Below are 15,970 nucleotides of genomic sequence, written 5' to 3'. Positions count from 1 at the left end.
TAAATTAGATGCGTTTTCCCTGAGTATATTTGCCATTCTTAGGAATGGTATTATTTAACGTAAGTTCAACGGGACGAATTGACTGTGATAGCAGGTTAGGGGTTCAATTCAAAAATAGGCGATCGCGATTAAAACAACAGCTATGAAATTTGCCCAAAATCCCATTCCTCACCAAGGCTTGCTGAAAGCCTTGACTCTAGCTTTCCTCCTATTAGCATCTGTAATGCCACCAACTGTTTTAGCCAACGAGAGCGAAAAAACTACACTCAACAGCACAATCACACTCCAAACCATACTCAACAGCAGTCATCGCTCAGAACAGAATCGCCTCCGAGACAAGTACCGCCACCCAACCCAGACTCTCGAATTCTTCGGTCTGCGCCCAAATATGACCGTAGTTGAATTGTGGCCAGGGAACGGCTGGTATACTGAAATATTAGCCCCATTTCTAGCTCCCAAAGGACAACTCATAGTTACTAACTTGGCTAATAGCGCCAGTAAACCTGCTTTGGCTTTCCAAGAAAAACTAGCAGCTAATCCAGAGATTTTTGGTAAGGTCAAAGTAGCTCAAATCAATCCCCCAAATGAACTTACCCTAGCCCCAGACAACTCTGTAGACATAGTTGTTACCTTCCGCAATATTCACAACTGGGTTAAAGCTGGCTATGCCGAGCAGGTTTACGCGGCGGCTTATAAAGCACTTAAACCAGGGGGCATCTTGGGAGTGGAAGAACACCGCGCCCTTGCGAGAACTTCTTTAGAAGAAAGTATTAAAACTGGCTACATGTCTGAAGATGGGGTAATTGCTGCTGTGGAGAAAGTCGGCTTCAAATTGGTGGGTAAATCAGAGATTAACGCCAACCCAAAAGATACCAAAGACTATCCAGGTGGAGTTTGGACACTACCTCCAACCTTGAGCCAAGGTCAAAAGGATAGACAACGCTTCCTCAACATTGGAGAGAGCGATCGCATGACTCTCAAGTTTATCAAACCCAAATGACAACACTGATATAGCCGGAAGTGCTGTAAGGAACTTCCAAGAAATAAATTATCCAAATAAACGAACCACAGAGACGCAGAGAACACAGAGAGAAGAGAAATAGAGAGGATTTTTGTGTCAGTTTTGGGATATTTTTTTATTTGGAAGTCCCTAATTGCCTTCCTCACCACCATTCCATTAGATCAACGGTTAACAGTACTCATATCAGGGTAGCGCTCACCTGCGGCCACATTTTTTGGTGCAACTGCTTCAAGTCGATTCAAATCTTGTTCTGTCAGAGTAATTTCGGTAGCTGCAATATTCTCCTCCAAGTAAGTACGGCGTTTTGTACCTGGAATTGGTACTATATCTTCGCCTTGAGCCAAAAGCCATGCTAGTGCAAGCTGACTAGAAGTTACTCCTTTTTCGGTGGCGATCGCCTTAACTTGCTCTACTAATTGCAAGTTCTTAGAGAAATTTTCACCTTGAAAGCGGGGTGAATTTCTTCGATAGTCATCAGGTGCAAGATCGTCAGGGCTGGTGATTGCACCTGATAAAAACCCTCTTCCTAATGGGCTATAGGGAACAAACCCAATTCCTAATTCCCGCACAGTAGGTAAAATTTCATCCTCTGGCTCTCGACTCCAAAGAGAGTATTCTGTTTGTAGTGCAGTAATGGGGTGAACTACTTGCGCTCGTCGAATTGTAGCCGGCGCAGCTTCCGAAAGTCCTAAATAGCGCACTTTACCAAGCTTGACTAACTCTGCCATTGCCCCAACAGTATCTTCAATAGGTACAGTTGGATCTACCCGATGTTGATAATAGAGGTCAATAACTTCAACTCCCAGACGTTTTAGTGAGGCATCGCAAGCTTGATGGACATATTCTGGTCTGCCATTAACCCCTTTAAAACCACCATCTTCAGTGCGGACATTGCCAAATTTAGTTGCTAATACTACTTGATCTCGGCGATCTTTAATTGCTTTTCCTACTAATTGCTCGTTGGTAAAGGGCCCATACATATCAGCAGTGTCGAGAAAATTTACCCCAAGTTCCAATGCCCGATGAATTGTAGCGATCGCCTCAATGTCATCACGACCACTATAAAACTCAGACATTCCCATGCAACCAAGTCCAATAGTTGAAACTTCTAACCCTTGTTTGCCTAGTTTCCTGGTTGTCATAAAATAATACCCTAGTCAGTAATAGGTCTGTAGAATATTAGGTCTTTTCTATTCACCAAGTCATCTATTCTTAGAAGTATTTACTGAGAGACTTTATCCAATCTTGTGGGGCGGACAAGATGTCCACCCCACAAGAAGTAATTGAGTATTTTTTTATCGAAGAAAGGCAGAGGGCAGAGGGCAGAAGGCAGAAGGGATTTATCCCAACTCTTCTTGCCCGATAGCGCAGCGTTAGCGACGCAGGAGCGTCACCGTCTGCGCGACTAGAAGGAGCAAGGGTTTAAGACCCCCACCAAATTTTCAATTTGGTGGCTCCTTTTCAGGAGGGGTTTGAATCCCCTTCTGAAAAGAACCTTCTGCCCTCTGCCTTCTGCCTTTTGCCTTCTTCAATTACGCCGTGTTGTACTAGTGTTAGAGTCCTAATCCCCAGTTCCCAGTCCCCAGTCCCTAATCTGTGAGAAATCTGGATATCTCCGCATGTGCCAACACCGCACCAGGTTCGTGCTGGAGAGCGTTGTAATACTTTCTCTCGAAGGTATTGCCCGTTTCTAACGGCACAATCAATGTGCGGACATCAGCAATCAATTTTTGGAAATCGTCTAGCAATATTGGTTCATCTGCTTGGAGCATTTCATCAACTTGCACAACTATCTCAGAAATCTGATGTAGCCAAGCAAATTGTTCATGAGCGATAACTAGCTGAAGGAGTTCTCCGCTTGATACTCGTCCACTAACCTGTTCGTAGGCAATGCGTTCTGTCTCCAGCAAAATCTTGTGAAGATGGAGTAGTTTGTTTCGTAAATCACGCAGATATTGATGTTGATGTATTCTTTGTAGAAGTGTGTTAGAAGTCAATTTTACCCATCCTCTCGTTACAATAGTCTTCAATGGCTTAAATAATTTCTAAGCATTGGGCATTGCTAACTATTCTCCATGCGCCATGCCCTTGGGAGCGGAGTTTTTTACCTATTTGGTTTCCTTGCTAAGAAGCATTATAGTCAACATATCTTTTTATAGCCGTTAGATCTTATATTCGATTAATCATATATTAACATAAAATTATAAGAACTACATAGGTAGAACTGAGCGAGAAAATATCAATTATGGGAAAACCGTCTTCATGTCGCTAGCAAATGTAATTTTAGGTCTTCTTCAGCAGCAAGAAATGACGGGCTACGACCTTAAAACGAGCTGCTTTGATCAATGCATTGCCCATTTGTGGCCAGCAGATCAGGCACAAATTTACAGAACTCTCGATAAGCTAGTTGAGCAAGGCTGGATTACCTGTACCATTGAGATTCAGCACGATCGCCCCAACCGCAAAGTCTACAGTGTAACGGAGCCAGGGAAAGCCGAATTTAGCCGATGGCTGGGGATTCATCAGCCCTTACCGACTGTACGAGAACCAATGCTAGTCCAGTTGCATTTTGCAGATCAGTTATCGAATGAAACCATCATTCATCTACTTGAGCAACAATTGGCGGCTCGAAGCAAAAAACTGGCTGAATGTGAAACCATCGATTTGCCATCACTTGATGATGAATCTGCCAACCGCGAACAGTTGATGCAAAGGCTGGTGCTAGAGTTGGTGATCCGAAGAGAAGAGACTTATATTGATTGGTTGAAAACAGCGATCGCACTTATCAGTCAGCAAAAGCCGTATCAAACCGCTTCGCAAAGTCATTAGACATCTCCAGAAATTAAATATGCGTTACCCAGAACCCTTGTAGAGACGTAGCAGTGCTACGTCTCTACGTTCTTTTTCGGAGATGTCTATTAGTCCTTGAGAACTAAAGTGCTTATTACAAACCCTCAAAATTAGCTTGACAAAGTACTACTTTGTTCTATCTTATTTCAGCAATCTCAGTCCACTGAGGGTAACTAAGACTGTGGAACCTTCATGGCCAATAACGCCGATGGGTAGGTTAATATTTCCTAGAAAGTTGCCGACTAAAAGCAACAGAATGAAACCCAAGGCTACGACTATATTTTGTTTGACTATGAGTTGCGATCGCCTACCCAAATGTATCGCTACAGCAATTTTTTCTAATTTGTCTGCCATCAGTACTATATCTGCGGTTTCCAGCGCCACATCACTACCAGATATTCCCATCGCTATACCTACAGATGCTTGGGCTAAAGCTGGTGCATCATTAATTCCATCGCCCACCATTGCCACAGTTTGATATTGTTGCTGTAGACGGCGGATCACATCGAGCTTATCTTCTGGTAGAAGTTGGGCATATACTTGATCGATTCCGACGGCTTTGGCGACACTTTGAGCAGTTTCCTGATTATCCCCGGTTAACATGACAATTTGTTCAACTCCCAGTTTCTTTAACCGGGTAATGGTTGCGGCTGCTTCGACTCTGACTTGATCTGCGATCGCAATTACACCCATCACCTCTGCCCCCCGTGCTACCCAAACGACGGTTTTAGCTTCTTGCTCCCAAGATTGAACTATTTCTCGCAATTCTTCAGGTAAATTTGTGACATACTGTTGCACAAAAACAGCATTCCCGACAATTATCTGTTGTTCTTGAGCAATTCCGACAATTCCTTGTCCGGGTATGGCTTGCACTTGTATTGCACTAACCCAATTTAAATCACGAGCCGCCTGTACAATTGCCTTACCGATGGGATGTTCAGAAGATGATTCCACACTAGCGGCTGCTTTTAGGACATCAGATTGAGTGTATTCACTAACTGAAACTACCTGAAATAGCTGCACCTGTCCTGTTGTGAGAGTACCAGTTTTATCAAATGCGATCGCTCGGACTTTGCCAATCTTCTCCAACTGCGCCCCATTTTTAAACAAAATCCCCTGTCTTGCACCATTGGCGATTCCCGAAAGCAGGGTGGGCATAATTGCAGCCATCAGCGCGCAGGGAGAAGCTACCACCAGAAAAGTAAGAGCGCGATAAATTGTTGTTTCCCAATCCCAACCCCAAATAAATGGCGGTAAAGTTGCCAGCAATATTCCGGCTACTACAATGATTTTTGCATATCCTTTCTCAAAGCGATCGATAAACTCTTGGGAAGGAGGTGCTTCTGTCTGCGCTTGTTCTACCAAGCGAATTACACGCTGAATCAAACTACTTTGGGCTGGTTTGTGTACTTTAATCTGCAATGCACCATAGCCGTTGAGTGTACCGGCGAATACTTCCGCACCGACTGTTTTTTCTACAGGTAAAGACTCGCCTGTGATTGCAGCTTGATTGAGAGTGCTGTAACCAGATAAAATTATCCCATCAGTAGGAATTAGCTCTCCGGGTTTGACGACAATCTCATCACCCACTTTTAGCTGACTGATCGGAATTTCCTCTTCCCTTCCTTGAAGTAAAACCCTTGCTGTATCTGGTGTTAGGCTCATCAAACTTCTGATACTGCGTTCAGTTCGCGCCATCGCATAGCCTTCTAGTGCGCCACTGATGGCAAAGATCAGAATCAAAATTGCCCCATCAATAATTAGATGATATTCTCCTCGCCATAAGCCGAGGCTAGCAGCACCGATGGCGGCGACAATCATCAGCAAATCTACATCAAGTTCCTTTTCTTTAAAGAGGGTGGTTAATCCTTCCCGCGCACTATCGTAACCACCAATCACATAAGCAGCAGGTAGCAGCAGGAATGCCAATCCTAACCATCCGAGATGCAAGGCGAACCATCCAAGAAATAACAATAAGCCACACAAAAGGGCTGCTACGGTATCTGCGTGTTCTTTGGTGAATTGGGTAAAACGCTGGGGGTAGAGCATGAGAGATGAATTAACAAGGACTCTCTTACGCTAAACCTTGACATTAATGTTAATGTCAAGGTTTATAATGATTTTAAAATGCAGAGGGGCGCTGAGGGAAGCGCTGAGGTACGCAAAGCTAAATCTTTGTCTATATTCTTGGAGCGTTTTTCAAAAGCGGGATGTGGGTAAATGGGACGATTTAACTGTTAACTTTAAAATTGCACTAGGAGGAAAAATCTATGTTAAAGCGAATATATATTGATAACTTTCGCTGTTTGGTTAATTTTGAGCTGAACTTTGACTCGATTAACCTGTTTCTTGGTAGTAATGCAACAGGTAAATCAACTGTTTTTGAAGTTTTGCGAAAAATTCAAACATTTACAAGTGGTGACTCTAAAGTAGAAGGAATTTTTAAATCTATTGACTGTACTCGCTGGCGGCATTTTACAACTCAGCGTTTTGAGTTAGAGATTGCTGGGAATGGTGGCAATTATAAATATGCACTTGCTATTGAACACAATCAAGAAAAGAGCCGTGTTATGCATGAATGTTTGTGGTTTGACAACCAACTTTTGTTGAAATTTGACATGGGCGAAGTTCAACTTTTTCGAGATAATTATTCAGAGGGTCCAAAATATTCATTTGATTGGTCACAGTCCATGCTGCCCTCATTGATGCCAAGACCAGAAAATACGAAGCTGACTTGGTTCAAAAATAGAATGAATCGATTCATTATTGTAAAAATTATTCCTAGTTTGATTATTGATGGTAGTGAACAAGAAGAAATTCAATTATCTTATAGAATGGAGAATTTTGTTTCTTGGTATCGCTACATATCACAGGATCAGGGTAAAGTAGCCGAGCTAATGAATGTTTTGAAAGATATATTAGATGGTTTCGTAAGTTTTAAGTTTGAGCAGTTCAGGGAAAAATATCTAACTTTGAATTTGCGGTTTTTAACCGATACAGATAGGAAAATTATTGATTATAGCTTGAGTGAATTATCTGATGGGCAAAAGGTGCTAGTTGCGCTGTATACACTTATATATTGCACCCAGTCTGAAGACTATACACTCTGCATAGATGAACCAGAGAACTTCTTAGCGCTACCAGAAATTCAGCCTTGGCTCATTCAACTATCTGATTTTTGCAGTGAAGAAAGACTACAAGCTTTGCTGATTTCTCATCATCCTGAATTTATTAATTATCTTTTAACATCACCCATTGGCTATTGGTTTGACCGTCAAAGTAACGCACCCGTTAAAGTCAGAAAAATTAGCAATGAAGAAGCGGAGGATACAGGACTAAAAATTTCACAACTGATTGCACGAGGATGGTTGTAATGAATCGACGGAGGTTACAGATTGTCATTGTGTGTGAGGATAAACAACAAGAAGTGTTTGCCCGTAATTTTTTGCAAAAGCGTGGTTTTATTTTAGATAGAAATTTCCGAATTGAAACTTGTCCGAAAGGTGCAGGTGAGCAGTTCGTTAGAGAAAAGTATGCGGAAGAAGTAAAAGGATATCGTAGTGGTAAAAATAAGCGTTCAGGAATGCTAATTATTGTAATTGATGCAGACAAAAAGAATGTAAATGAAAGGTTGAGGCAATTAAATGATGCACTGTTAGAAAAGTCACAAGAACTTCGTCAGCCTGATGAATCAATAGCAATATTTATCCCCAAAAGAAATATTGAAACTTGGATACATTATTTACAGGGTGAAACTGTTGATGAAGAATCTGAATATACAAAACTCAAAAAACAGTCAGATTGCAAACCATATGTGGAAAACTTGGTAAACCAGTGTTACCAAGGTTTGGATGAAAATGCACCGCCATCTCTTCAGGCAGCTTGTGGAGAATTACAAAGAATTTTGCCGTTATTAAATAACTTATGAATGCTGGTTGCTTAACTATTAAAGAACTCACTGATGCCGTAGGCGGCGGTTTGACTCCGCGGATGGTGCGACATTACCATCAATTGGGGCTGTTACCGCAACCAGTGCGATCGCGCAGCAATTACCGTCTCTACACCCAAAAAGATGTCCTCCGGTTGCAACGGATTGTCGCGCTGAAGCAGCAAGGGTTTCAGCTAAACCATATCCGCAATATTTTGGAAGTGGAACCAGAAGCCGATACAACGGTTAACCTCATGGGACAACTCCAGCAGCAATATCGGGCGGTGATGCAACAAATCTCCCAACTGCGACAAACTGCATCAGCATTAGAAGGATTATTGGGGCGCGATCGCCATTGTCAAATTATCCAGGCGGAAGTTTTGGCACAACTGAAGTTACTCGATGTCGAAACTCAAGCCGGATTGGGGGGATTGGAAAATCTCTGGAGTGGGTTAGATGGCGAAATTCATACCCATTCAGAAGCTTTTACCGAATCGTTACAACGTTTACTACCTGATTTGTCTCAGCGTTCGGAAATTGAACAGCATTTAATTTCTCAGTTGGTTTTGGCTTGTGGCGATGTGAGTTTAGTGTCCTTTATTAAATTGAGTCGAGATGCGATCGCAGCTAGTCGAGAAGCTTTATCTTCAAGCTGTGAAATTGTTGTCGATACCCAAACGGTTGCTGCTGCTTTAGATCAAACCCGATTACTTCACTTGGGATGCCGCACCGAAACCTTAATTGATAACCCCCATATTACCACCGCTACAGAGGCAGAACTCGCCTTTTGGCAACATCAAGAATGGCGAGAAAAATTGCAGCAAGTAAGTAATGGTTGTGTGCTGGTAATTGGTTATGCTCCCTCAGTACTTCTCGAAGCTTGTGAAGCGATCGCTAACCAAAAAATTCAGCCTGCATTAGTAATTGGAATGCCCATTGGCTTTAGCCATTCTCCCGCAGCCAAGCGACAACTGATGCAACAAGGGATACCTTATATTACAGTTGCAGGGACTTTAGGAGGTGGCGCATTAGCTGCAACTGCCCTCAATGCCTTGGTTGAGTCACTAATTGATAAGCCAGATTGTCATTGTTATCTCAAATAAGTATTCATTTAGACATCTCCGAAAAAAAATGTAGAGACGTAGCACTGCTACGTCTCTACAAGGGTTATGGGTAACGCATATTTAATTTCTGGAGATGTCTATTTAAGGCAGTCTCAATGAAACGAGTTTCAAAAGCCTTGCATGGAAATGTTCTATGAACTAGAATTTTTACTCAGCACTCATAACTCAGCACTCATAATTCAGTACTCAGACTCAGCACTACTGAAAATAATATTGTTAAATAATATTGAATTTGTTACACTTTACCAGTTTTAGTAATTCAATAATTCATAACTGTGGCCGTAAGCTACCAACTTGGTATAAGTTGCAATATAACTTAGAAAAATTTATAGTAAACAGACTTTGGCAATTTAGAGTATAAATTATCATGCTATACAATCCACAGCGAAGTATAAATCAGTACGAGTGCTTTGAAGTAATTAGAACTAAAGATAACTCAGATGTATAATTAGCGCGTCTCCTCCATAATTCCTAACAAGATCGCGATTTAGGAATGGCAGGCTTTCTATTTTTTACTTTAATTAAGGGCTTATGTGGCAACAAGAAAAAAAAGATACTTCGATAGTCAGGCTGGTATTATGGGTTGCCTTAGCTACAACCCCGATGGCAGCAACTCTGGTGTTATCAGCGCCAATGCTGGCACAATCTACACCGCAAGCGACCTCTTTTCCACTGCCAACAACAGTGCAGAATGGCTCAAAAGTAAGGATTGACGGTTCTAGTAGCTTGAGTGCAATCAACCAAAGTCTGAAAAAAAGTTTTGAAAAACAGTTTGTCGGCACAAAGGTTGAAGTTGCTGCTAATGGTACTAGTACGGCACTAAAAAAGTTGCTAGATGGCAAAATCGACATAGTAGCAATGGGGCGCGGCTTGACACCAGCCGAAAAAGCCCAAGGACTAGAACAAGTTCGCTTGCGCCGTGAGAAAATTGCGATCGTGGTTGGTGCAGATAATCCTTTCAAAGGCAGCTTGACTAGTAGGCAATTCGCCCGGATTTTCCGGGGACAAATTACCAATTGGTCACAAGTGGGAGGGCCTTCAGAGAAGATTCGGTTAATCGATCACCCGAACACAAGTGAAACTCGCAATACTTTTCGTACTTATCCAGCCTTCAAAACGGGTGAATTTGCGACAGGGGCTAATGCTACCCAACTAACTGAGGATAATACCGCAGAAATCATCAAACAACTGGGCAAAGACGGTATCAGCTATGTGTTAGCTAATCAGGTATCGAAGTTGAAAGGTGTGCGAGTTCTGCAATTACATCAAGCCTTACCAGAAGATGCAAAATATCCCTTCTCGCAACCTTTAGTCTACGTTTACAAAAAAAATCCCAGCTTAACTATAGTTGATTTTCTCGGCTATACTCTGGCTCCCCCAGGACAGCAGGCTATAGAACAAGCTAGAGTTTCTGAAGCAGAGGCGATCGCAGCCAGGGTATCACAACCTACTGCTTTCACAGCTTTACCCAGTGCCCAGACAACACCAGCAGCTACGCCTTCCCCTAGTGCCACTACTTCTGTATTTGCCCAAAAGCCCTTTGTAGTTCCTCCAGCACAAAATAGTCCAATTGTAAACAAAGAAACACCCTTGTGGTTGCTGCTACCTTTGTTTTTTATAATCGCCGCCGGAGGATTATTTTGGTGGGTTTTGGGGAAACGCCCATCCCCTACAGAGAAAACAGACAACTCGCCAGAATCAAATCCTGATTTACCGAACACAGAAAATGGCGAAGCGGCGGTGCTAAATGCCAGCACAACTTCCTCCCTGAACGGAGCGATACTTGAGGAACAGCCAGTGTCGCACTTTCAAGAGCAAGAAAACCCCGATCGCACTCCTTTCAACATCTATGCCCAAACACAATCTGAACTGACCCAGAATGCTACTCAGGGGACATCAAATTTAGTCCAAGAGGCAACTAATGGTACCTCAAACCATTACGAAGGCACACCGGGCAAAACTAATGGATCGGAAAATAACAACTTGGGAGCCGCAGCTTTAGGCGGTGGTACGGCTCTGGCAACAGGTATCGGGGCAGCTACCTGGTCTACCTTTAACAACAGAGACACAGAAGCAGACTCTATCAATGAGACAATTGAAGTAAATAATTATACGGAAACAAATCATCATGAGTCTGATGAAATTGAATGGGACATAGAAGCCCCCGCAGCTGTAGTAAATACTCCATATCCTCACCTGGCTAATATTCCAGAAGATACTTATCATGCGGAACTGCCTTCATCGGAGGTGACAGCCCCACTCCCAGAATTACCAAATCTGCCAGAAATAACATCTGATTTTGGATATTGGGACACAGCAATTGAAGATGGAGGAGATGAGGAACTTCAAGCAGAGTTGAACTGGCTAGAGAGTATCACCTCAAATGAAGAAGATACAGCCCCAGTAGATGAATTGCCCTTACCAGAGTCTAGCGAAGCGACAGCCGATGTCGAACCATCAGCGACACAAACATCTTCACTGTTAAATTTACCAGAAATACCAGAAGAAGATGCCTTTAATGTGGTGGCGGACGCGGCCGAACCTACTGCCGATTTACCAGAAGAAACATCTCCAGCAGAACCGACTGCTGGGGAAAATGTTGCGGAAACCAACTCCACAGATTTTGCTACTGCTGCGGCTTTAGCAGCCGGCGCAGGGATTGGAACCTGGGCTAGCACTTTGGCATCAGATGGCCAAGCCGAAATTGATACTCCGGTTGACAATGAGCCAATTGCCGCCGAAACAGCTATTGTTTTGGTAGATGCAGATGACGAGAGCAGTATTGTGCTAGGCCCATATACTTATACATTGGCTCATGTCTCTTGGGAGATTTCCGAAGCCAAGAAAGCCTCGCTGCAACAACAGGGAGGCTCTCAATTGGTAGTGCGGCTTTACGATGTGACTGGCATTGACCTGAGTTATCAAAGTCCCAACCTTGTCAAGCAGTACGAATCTGAAGAGACAGTACACGAAGGACTGGTAGATATTCCTGTCACCGATCGCGATTACATAGCTGAAATTGGCTATATCGCTTATGGCGAGTACTGGTTATTCATCGCCCGTTCCGCAGTTCTTCGTGTCTTCAATCCGATCCATCCAGATCCCATCGTTGCTGATGTGCCGATTCCTGATGAAACAGATATTGGCTTGGTAGATGTAGAGGTAGATGAAGAAAGCAGTATTGTCCTCACACCCCGCACTCACCAATGGGCTGATGTCTCTTGGGAAATACCCGAAACCAAAAAAGCAGCACTGCAACAACAGGGCGGCTCTCAATTGGTAGTGCGGCTTTATGATGTGACTGGAATAGACCTGAGTTATCAAAATCCTCAGTTTGTCCAGCAGTATGAATGTGAAGAGACAGCACAGGATCGTTTTGTGGAAATTCCCATCAGCGATCGCGATTACATAGCTGAAATTGGCTATGTCGCTGATGGCGATGTCTGGTTATTCATCGCTCGTTCTGCGATCGTTCGTGTTTTCAGTCCTGTCCATCCAGATCCCACAACAGATTCTACAGTTTCTCCAGTTGAAAATGTCGCCTTAACAAGCGAAACAGCTATTGGCTGGGCAAATGTAGAAACGGAGATCCCTGAAACAGAGATCCCTGAAGCAGAGATCCCTAAAGCAGAGATCCCTGAGACAGAGATCCCTAAAGCAGAGATCCCTAAAACAGAGATCCCTGAAGCAGAGATCCCTGAAGCAGAGAGCAGTATTGTCCTCACACCCCGCACTCCCAAATGGGCTTATGTCTCTTGGTACATTTCCAAAACTCAGTCCGAAGCGCTGCAACAACAGGGTGGTTCACAACTGGTAGTGCGACTGTACGATGTAACTGGCATTGACTTGAGTTATCAAAGTCCCCAGTTGATACAGCAGTATGAATCTGAAGAGGTAGCGCACGATCGCTTTGTGGCTATTCCCGTGAGCGATCGCGATTACATGGTTGAAATTGGCTATATTACTGATGGCGATCTTTGGTTACTCATCGCTCGTTCTGCTAATGTTCGGGTTTTCAGTCATCCCCACGGAGATTTCTGGTTTGTGGCCGATGCCGAGTTGATTATTCACGGAGCAACCCAACCAAATACAACCGTCAACATTGGTGGTCATACCATCAAAATCAAACCCGATGGTACTTTCCACTTACGTCTCCCCTTTTCAGATGGTTTAATGGACTATCTCATCACGGTAGCTGCTGATGGAGAATCCACAAGAACTATTCATAAGAAGTTCTCTCAGGAAACTTCCGAAAGCTAATATTACCCTGATTTATCCCCTCTTAACCTACACACTTTCCCCTTTGAGTTAGGTGTGGTGAGAGGGGATTTTATTATATATAGCGGTTTTCAAATGGATAGAATACACTACTTTAATCCCTAATTCCCTAGTCCCTTTCCCAAAGTGTATTTTACACAACCAACAAGCGTTATATTTTAGGTTACGTAATGCGACAATTGTCTCTTTCTTTCGATTTGTCTGCTTCCGAACCAATTAATAGAACTTGGTTTCAAGATATTTTAGCCATTCTTAAAGTCAGACAAGAACCAGCATGGACTGACAATTTTGGTAAATCTCTCCGCCAATGGCTGATACAACAGGGACTTACTCCAATTAAAACACTCAGCTTATTTTCTGGTGGTGGTGGATTAGACATTGCATTTCATGATGCTGGCTTTGAAATCATTCAAATGGTAGAGCTTGAAGCCAAATATGTTCAGACTTTACAAAGGAATTCTTTACCAGAGAAATGGCTAGAAGGCTCTGAAGCTGTCTGCATTGATATTAGAGATTATTTACCTGAATCTCATTTGACAGTAGATTTTATTATTGGAGGCCCCCCTTGTCAAACTTTCTCTGCTGCTGGACGTAGAGCTGCTGGAGTGTCTGGAACAACAGATGCTAGAGGTACACTATTTCAAGAATATGTTCGTATTCTCAATGTGCTTAAACCGAAAGGATTCTTATTTGAAAATGTATATGGAATAACTGGTGCCAATGGAGGAAAAGCTTGGCAAGAAATTCAAAAAGCTTTTAGAGAAGTTGGCTACAATATTTATTTTCGGATTATTGATGCTGCTGATTATGGAGTACCTCAACATCGAGAACGTTTATTTATTGTTGGATTAAAAGAAGGCGAATATTTATTTCCCTATCCTACTCATGGGCCAGATTCTCTGAATCAAAATTCTTATTATTCAGCAGGAGAAGCTGTAGAAGGCGCTGATATTTCAGAAATGGAAACAGGTCTAGGTGGACGTTTCGGATATCTACTCGAACATATTCCACCTGGACTGAACTATAGTTTTTATACAAAAGAGATGGGTTATCCTAACCCAATATTTAGCTGGAGATCAAAATTTTCAGATTTCCTCTACAAAGCAGATCCAACAAATCCAGTACGAACAATTAAAGCACAGGGAGGACAATACACTGGGCCTTTCAGTTGGGAAAATCGGAAATTCTCGATTGCAGAGTTAAAGAGATTACAAACTATTCCTGATGACTATGAAGTTATTGGTAATAGACAGGTTTCTATTGAACAAATTGGAAATTCAGTGCCTCCTCAACTTGGGCGAATATTAGCTCTTAGTATTTTAGAACAAGTAATTAAATTTAAATTACCTTTCCCTATAAGTTACTTACCTGAGAATAAAAAACTAGGTTTTCGCCAGCGTAAAAGAAAGTTAACGGAAATTTATGCTCAAAAAGCTAAATCTGCAATTGCAGATTTACGTCAAGCAGGAAAAATCTTATCTATACCTCGTTTGAAATACGAAGACAAAGGAAAAATGATCGGATTTTTATCTGCTGACTTTTCTTGGAAAACAGAACAAACTTCTGAAGGTGTAAAAATTTATATATCCTACGATTTGAATGATTCATGCTGGTTGTTTACAGCAAGTATCAATGATAATTGCGAAGAAGAAGATCAATTTGTGATAGATATTAATCCGTCTTACGGTCATGATGAATGGGTTTTGGGAACGTCTTCAGTTAAGCTTTGTGCGAAAGCTATTGATACACAGTTATATACATCTCTTTGGAAAGCTTTTGAAGAAAAGTTAACTGAAGCTACAGGAAAAGCGGATTTAGTTCAGTTATCTGGATATTACCAATACAATGCCCGAATTAGTGGAATAATAACTTTTCATCCTCAGTTAAATGTTAAACCACTTTGGCGTGTAATCCAATGTGTGACGAAGTGCATTGGTACTGCGGCTCAACTTTCAGCTACAGAGCTTGCAGAACGATGGGGTGTGAAAGCAGAAGATGTCTTCTCCTATCTTCAGTCTCTACGAGCTATGGGCTATGAAGTTAGAAATCACAACACAAACCCACAAATTCCCAAAGGTGAGTATTTGATTCCTTACGCCTTTCCTACACTAAACCCTAAAAGCGTGCAACTTCGCAAAAGTCTATAAACAGATCATGAATGAACTACACCTGAGAGTCTATACAAACAGAAGTGAGTTGGTCTTACCTGATGGAACAATTCAATACTTTCAAGAAGGAGGAATGAGTCAAGCTGCAAAAATACGGTACAAGAAAATAGCAGTAGAACTATCTACAGGTTACTTGGAAAGACAGATTTTATTTTGCAGAGATTATTCATCGAATCTTGATTTCTTGGCCTTGAGCCAAGCGCATAAATATTTTTTAGATAGACTTGTACAGTCAGTGACTAGCGAAGTTGGTAGAGCATTAGTAGGTTTGTCAATTCTACAGTTGTGCATTAAGGCAATTGAGCCAGAGCAGAGTATTAGGTTACACAAGGGTAGTACGGCGACAAGAGACTTTTCTTGGTGTGATGGTATTTCTATGCGTTCTCTTGATAAGCAATACATTACACCTGTGTTACGAAAATATGAGCTACTGAGATTAAATGCGGATGGTTTCATGATGACACGCAGTTTAGCAGAAAATTATCCGTATTCATCTGTATATAAAGCAGGGTCAGCGCGTCTCAAACCCTATTGACAAGCGGACTTGTCTGATCAGCAATCAAGTTGGAAACAAAGTGGCACTATCCGAGGTAGGGTAAGA

At 42.3% G+C, this 15,970-nt stretch carries 11 protein-coding genes; 8 read left to right on the top strand and 3 right to left on the bottom strand.

Going from position 1 to position 15,970, the window contains the following annotated elements:
* The first annotated feature begins 142 nt into the window (after window positions 1-142).
* Window positions 143-1,000 carry a class I SAM-dependent methyltransferase gene (locus V7K76_RS32275; RefSeq protein WP_334950977.1) on the top strand — a complete coding sequence of 286 codons (858 nt, stop codon included), beginning with the start codon at window positions 143-145 and terminating at the stop codon, window positions 998-1,000.
* 182 nt (window positions 1,001-1,182) lie between these two features.
* Here the strand turns inward: V7K76_RS32275 and V7K76_RS32270 are convergent, their stop codons facing one another.
* Entirely contained in the window at window positions 1,183-2,163 is a 981-nt protein-coding gene (locus tag V7K76_RS32270) for an aldo/keto reductase (protein ID WP_334950979.1), read from the bottom strand.
* Between the two features lie 447 nt (window positions 2,164-2,610).
* A complete protein-coding gene (locus tag V7K76_RS32265) occupies window positions 2,611-3,018 on the bottom strand; it encodes a hypothetical protein (RefSeq protein ID WP_442936180.1) in 408 nt (135 codons plus the stop codon).
* Between the two features lie 265 nt (window positions 3,019-3,283).
* Between V7K76_RS32265 and V7K76_RS32260 the strand changes: the two genes are divergently transcribed.
* On the top strand, window positions 3,284-3,850 hold the full coding sequence (locus tag V7K76_RS32260; RefSeq protein WP_334776017.1) for a PadR family transcriptional regulator: 567 nt from the start codon (window positions 3,284-3,286) through the stop codon (window positions 3,848-3,850).
* Window positions 3,851-4,012: 162 nt separating this feature from the next.
* Here the strand turns inward: V7K76_RS32260 and V7K76_RS32255 are convergent, their stop codons facing one another.
* On the bottom strand, window positions 4,013-5,920 hold the full coding sequence (locus tag V7K76_RS32255; protein ID WP_334776016.1) for a heavy metal translocating P-type ATPase: 1,908 nt from the start codon (window positions 5,918-5,920) through the stop codon (window positions 4,013-4,015).
* 221 nt (window positions 5,921-6,141) lie between these two features.
* On the opposite strand from V7K76_RS32255, the gene V7K76_RS32250 reads away from it, so the two are divergent.
* The 6 genes from V7K76_RS32250 (at window position 6,142) to V7K76_RS32225 (ending at window position 15,904) form a co-directional block, all read left to right on the top strand.
* Complete coding sequence (locus tag V7K76_RS32250) at window positions 6,142-7,245, top strand: AAA family ATPase (protein WP_334776015.1); 1,104 nt, start codon at window positions 6,142-6,144, stop codon at window positions 7,243-7,245.
* Window positions 7,245-7,799: a hypothetical protein gene (locus V7K76_RS32245; protein WP_334950982.1), complete on the top strand. Its 555-nt coding sequence runs from the start codon at window positions 7,245-7,247 to the stop codon at window positions 7,797-7,799. The genes V7K76_RS32250 and V7K76_RS32245 overlap by 1 nt, the downstream gene beginning before the upstream one ends.
* Window positions 7,796-8,902, top strand: coding sequence for a precorrin-8X methylmutase (locus tag V7K76_RS32240; RefSeq protein WP_334776013.1), 1,107 nt, complete (start codon window positions 7,796-7,798; stop codon window positions 8,900-8,902). The genes V7K76_RS32245 and V7K76_RS32240 overlap by 4 nt, the downstream gene beginning before the upstream one ends.
* 552 nt (window positions 8,903-9,454) lie before the next feature.
* Entirely contained in the window at window positions 9,455-13,183 is a 3,729-nt protein-coding gene (locus tag V7K76_RS32235) for a DUF4912 domain-containing protein (protein WP_334950985.1), read from the top strand.
* A gap of 188 nt (window positions 13,184-13,371) precedes the next feature.
* Window positions 13,372-15,348 (top strand): DNA cytosine methyltransferase, encoded by a 1,977-nt coding sequence (locus V7K76_RS32230; RefSeq protein WP_334776011.1) that lies wholly within the window; start codon window positions 13,372-13,374, stop codon window positions 15,346-15,348.
* A gap of 7 nt (window positions 15,349-15,355) precedes the next feature.
* Window positions 15,356-15,904, top strand: coding sequence for a hypothetical protein (locus tag V7K76_RS32225; protein WP_334776010.1), 549 nt, complete (start codon window positions 15,356-15,358; stop codon window positions 15,902-15,904).
* Window positions 15,905-15,970: the final 66 nt, after the last annotated feature.

Source organism: Nostoc sp. (assembly GCF_036917975.1).
In the GTDB taxonomy this organism is placed as follows: Bacteria; Cyanobacteriota; Cyanobacteriia; order Cyanobacteriales; family Nostocaceae; genus Nostoc.
Note: the sequence above shows the minus strand (reverse complement) of the source record. Positions and strands in the feature narration are given on the sequence as shown.

Coding starts and splice junctions, on each gene's coding strand:
- V7K76_RS32275 (WP_334950977.1), top strand. CDS start 143: ATGAAATTTGCCCAAAATCCCATTCCTCACCAAGGCTTGCTGAAAGCC.
- V7K76_RS32270 (WP_334950979.1), bottom strand. CDS start 2,163: ATGACAACCAGGAAACTAGGCAAACAAGGGTTAGAAGTTTCAACTATT.
- V7K76_RS32260 (WP_334776017.1), top strand. CDS start 3,284: ATGTCGCTAGCAAATGTAATTTTAGGTCTTCTTCAGCAGCAAGAAATG.
- V7K76_RS32255 (WP_334776016.1), bottom strand. CDS start 5,920: ATGCTCTACCCCCAGCGTTTTACCCAATTCACCAAAGAACACGCAGAT.
- V7K76_RS32250 (WP_334776015.1), top strand. CDS start 6,142: ATGTTAAAGCGAATATATATTGATAACTTTCGCTGTTTGGTTAATTTT.
- V7K76_RS32245 (WP_334950982.1), top strand. CDS start 7,245: ATGAATCGACGGAGGTTACAGATTGTCATTGTGTGTGAGGATAAACAA.
- V7K76_RS32240 (WP_334776013.1), top strand. CDS start 7,796: ATGAATGCTGGTTGCTTAACTATTAAAGAACTCACTGATGCCGTAGGC.
- V7K76_RS32235 (WP_334950985.1), top strand. CDS start 9,455: ATGTGGCAACAAGAAAAAAAAGATACTTCGATAGTCAGGCTGGTATTA.
- V7K76_RS32230 (WP_334776011.1), top strand. CDS start 13,372: ATGCGACAATTGTCTCTTTCTTTCGATTTGTCTGCTTCCGAACCAATT.
- V7K76_RS32225 (WP_334776010.1), top strand. CDS start 15,356: ATGAATGAACTACACCTGAGAGTCTATACAAACAGAAGTGAGTTGGTC.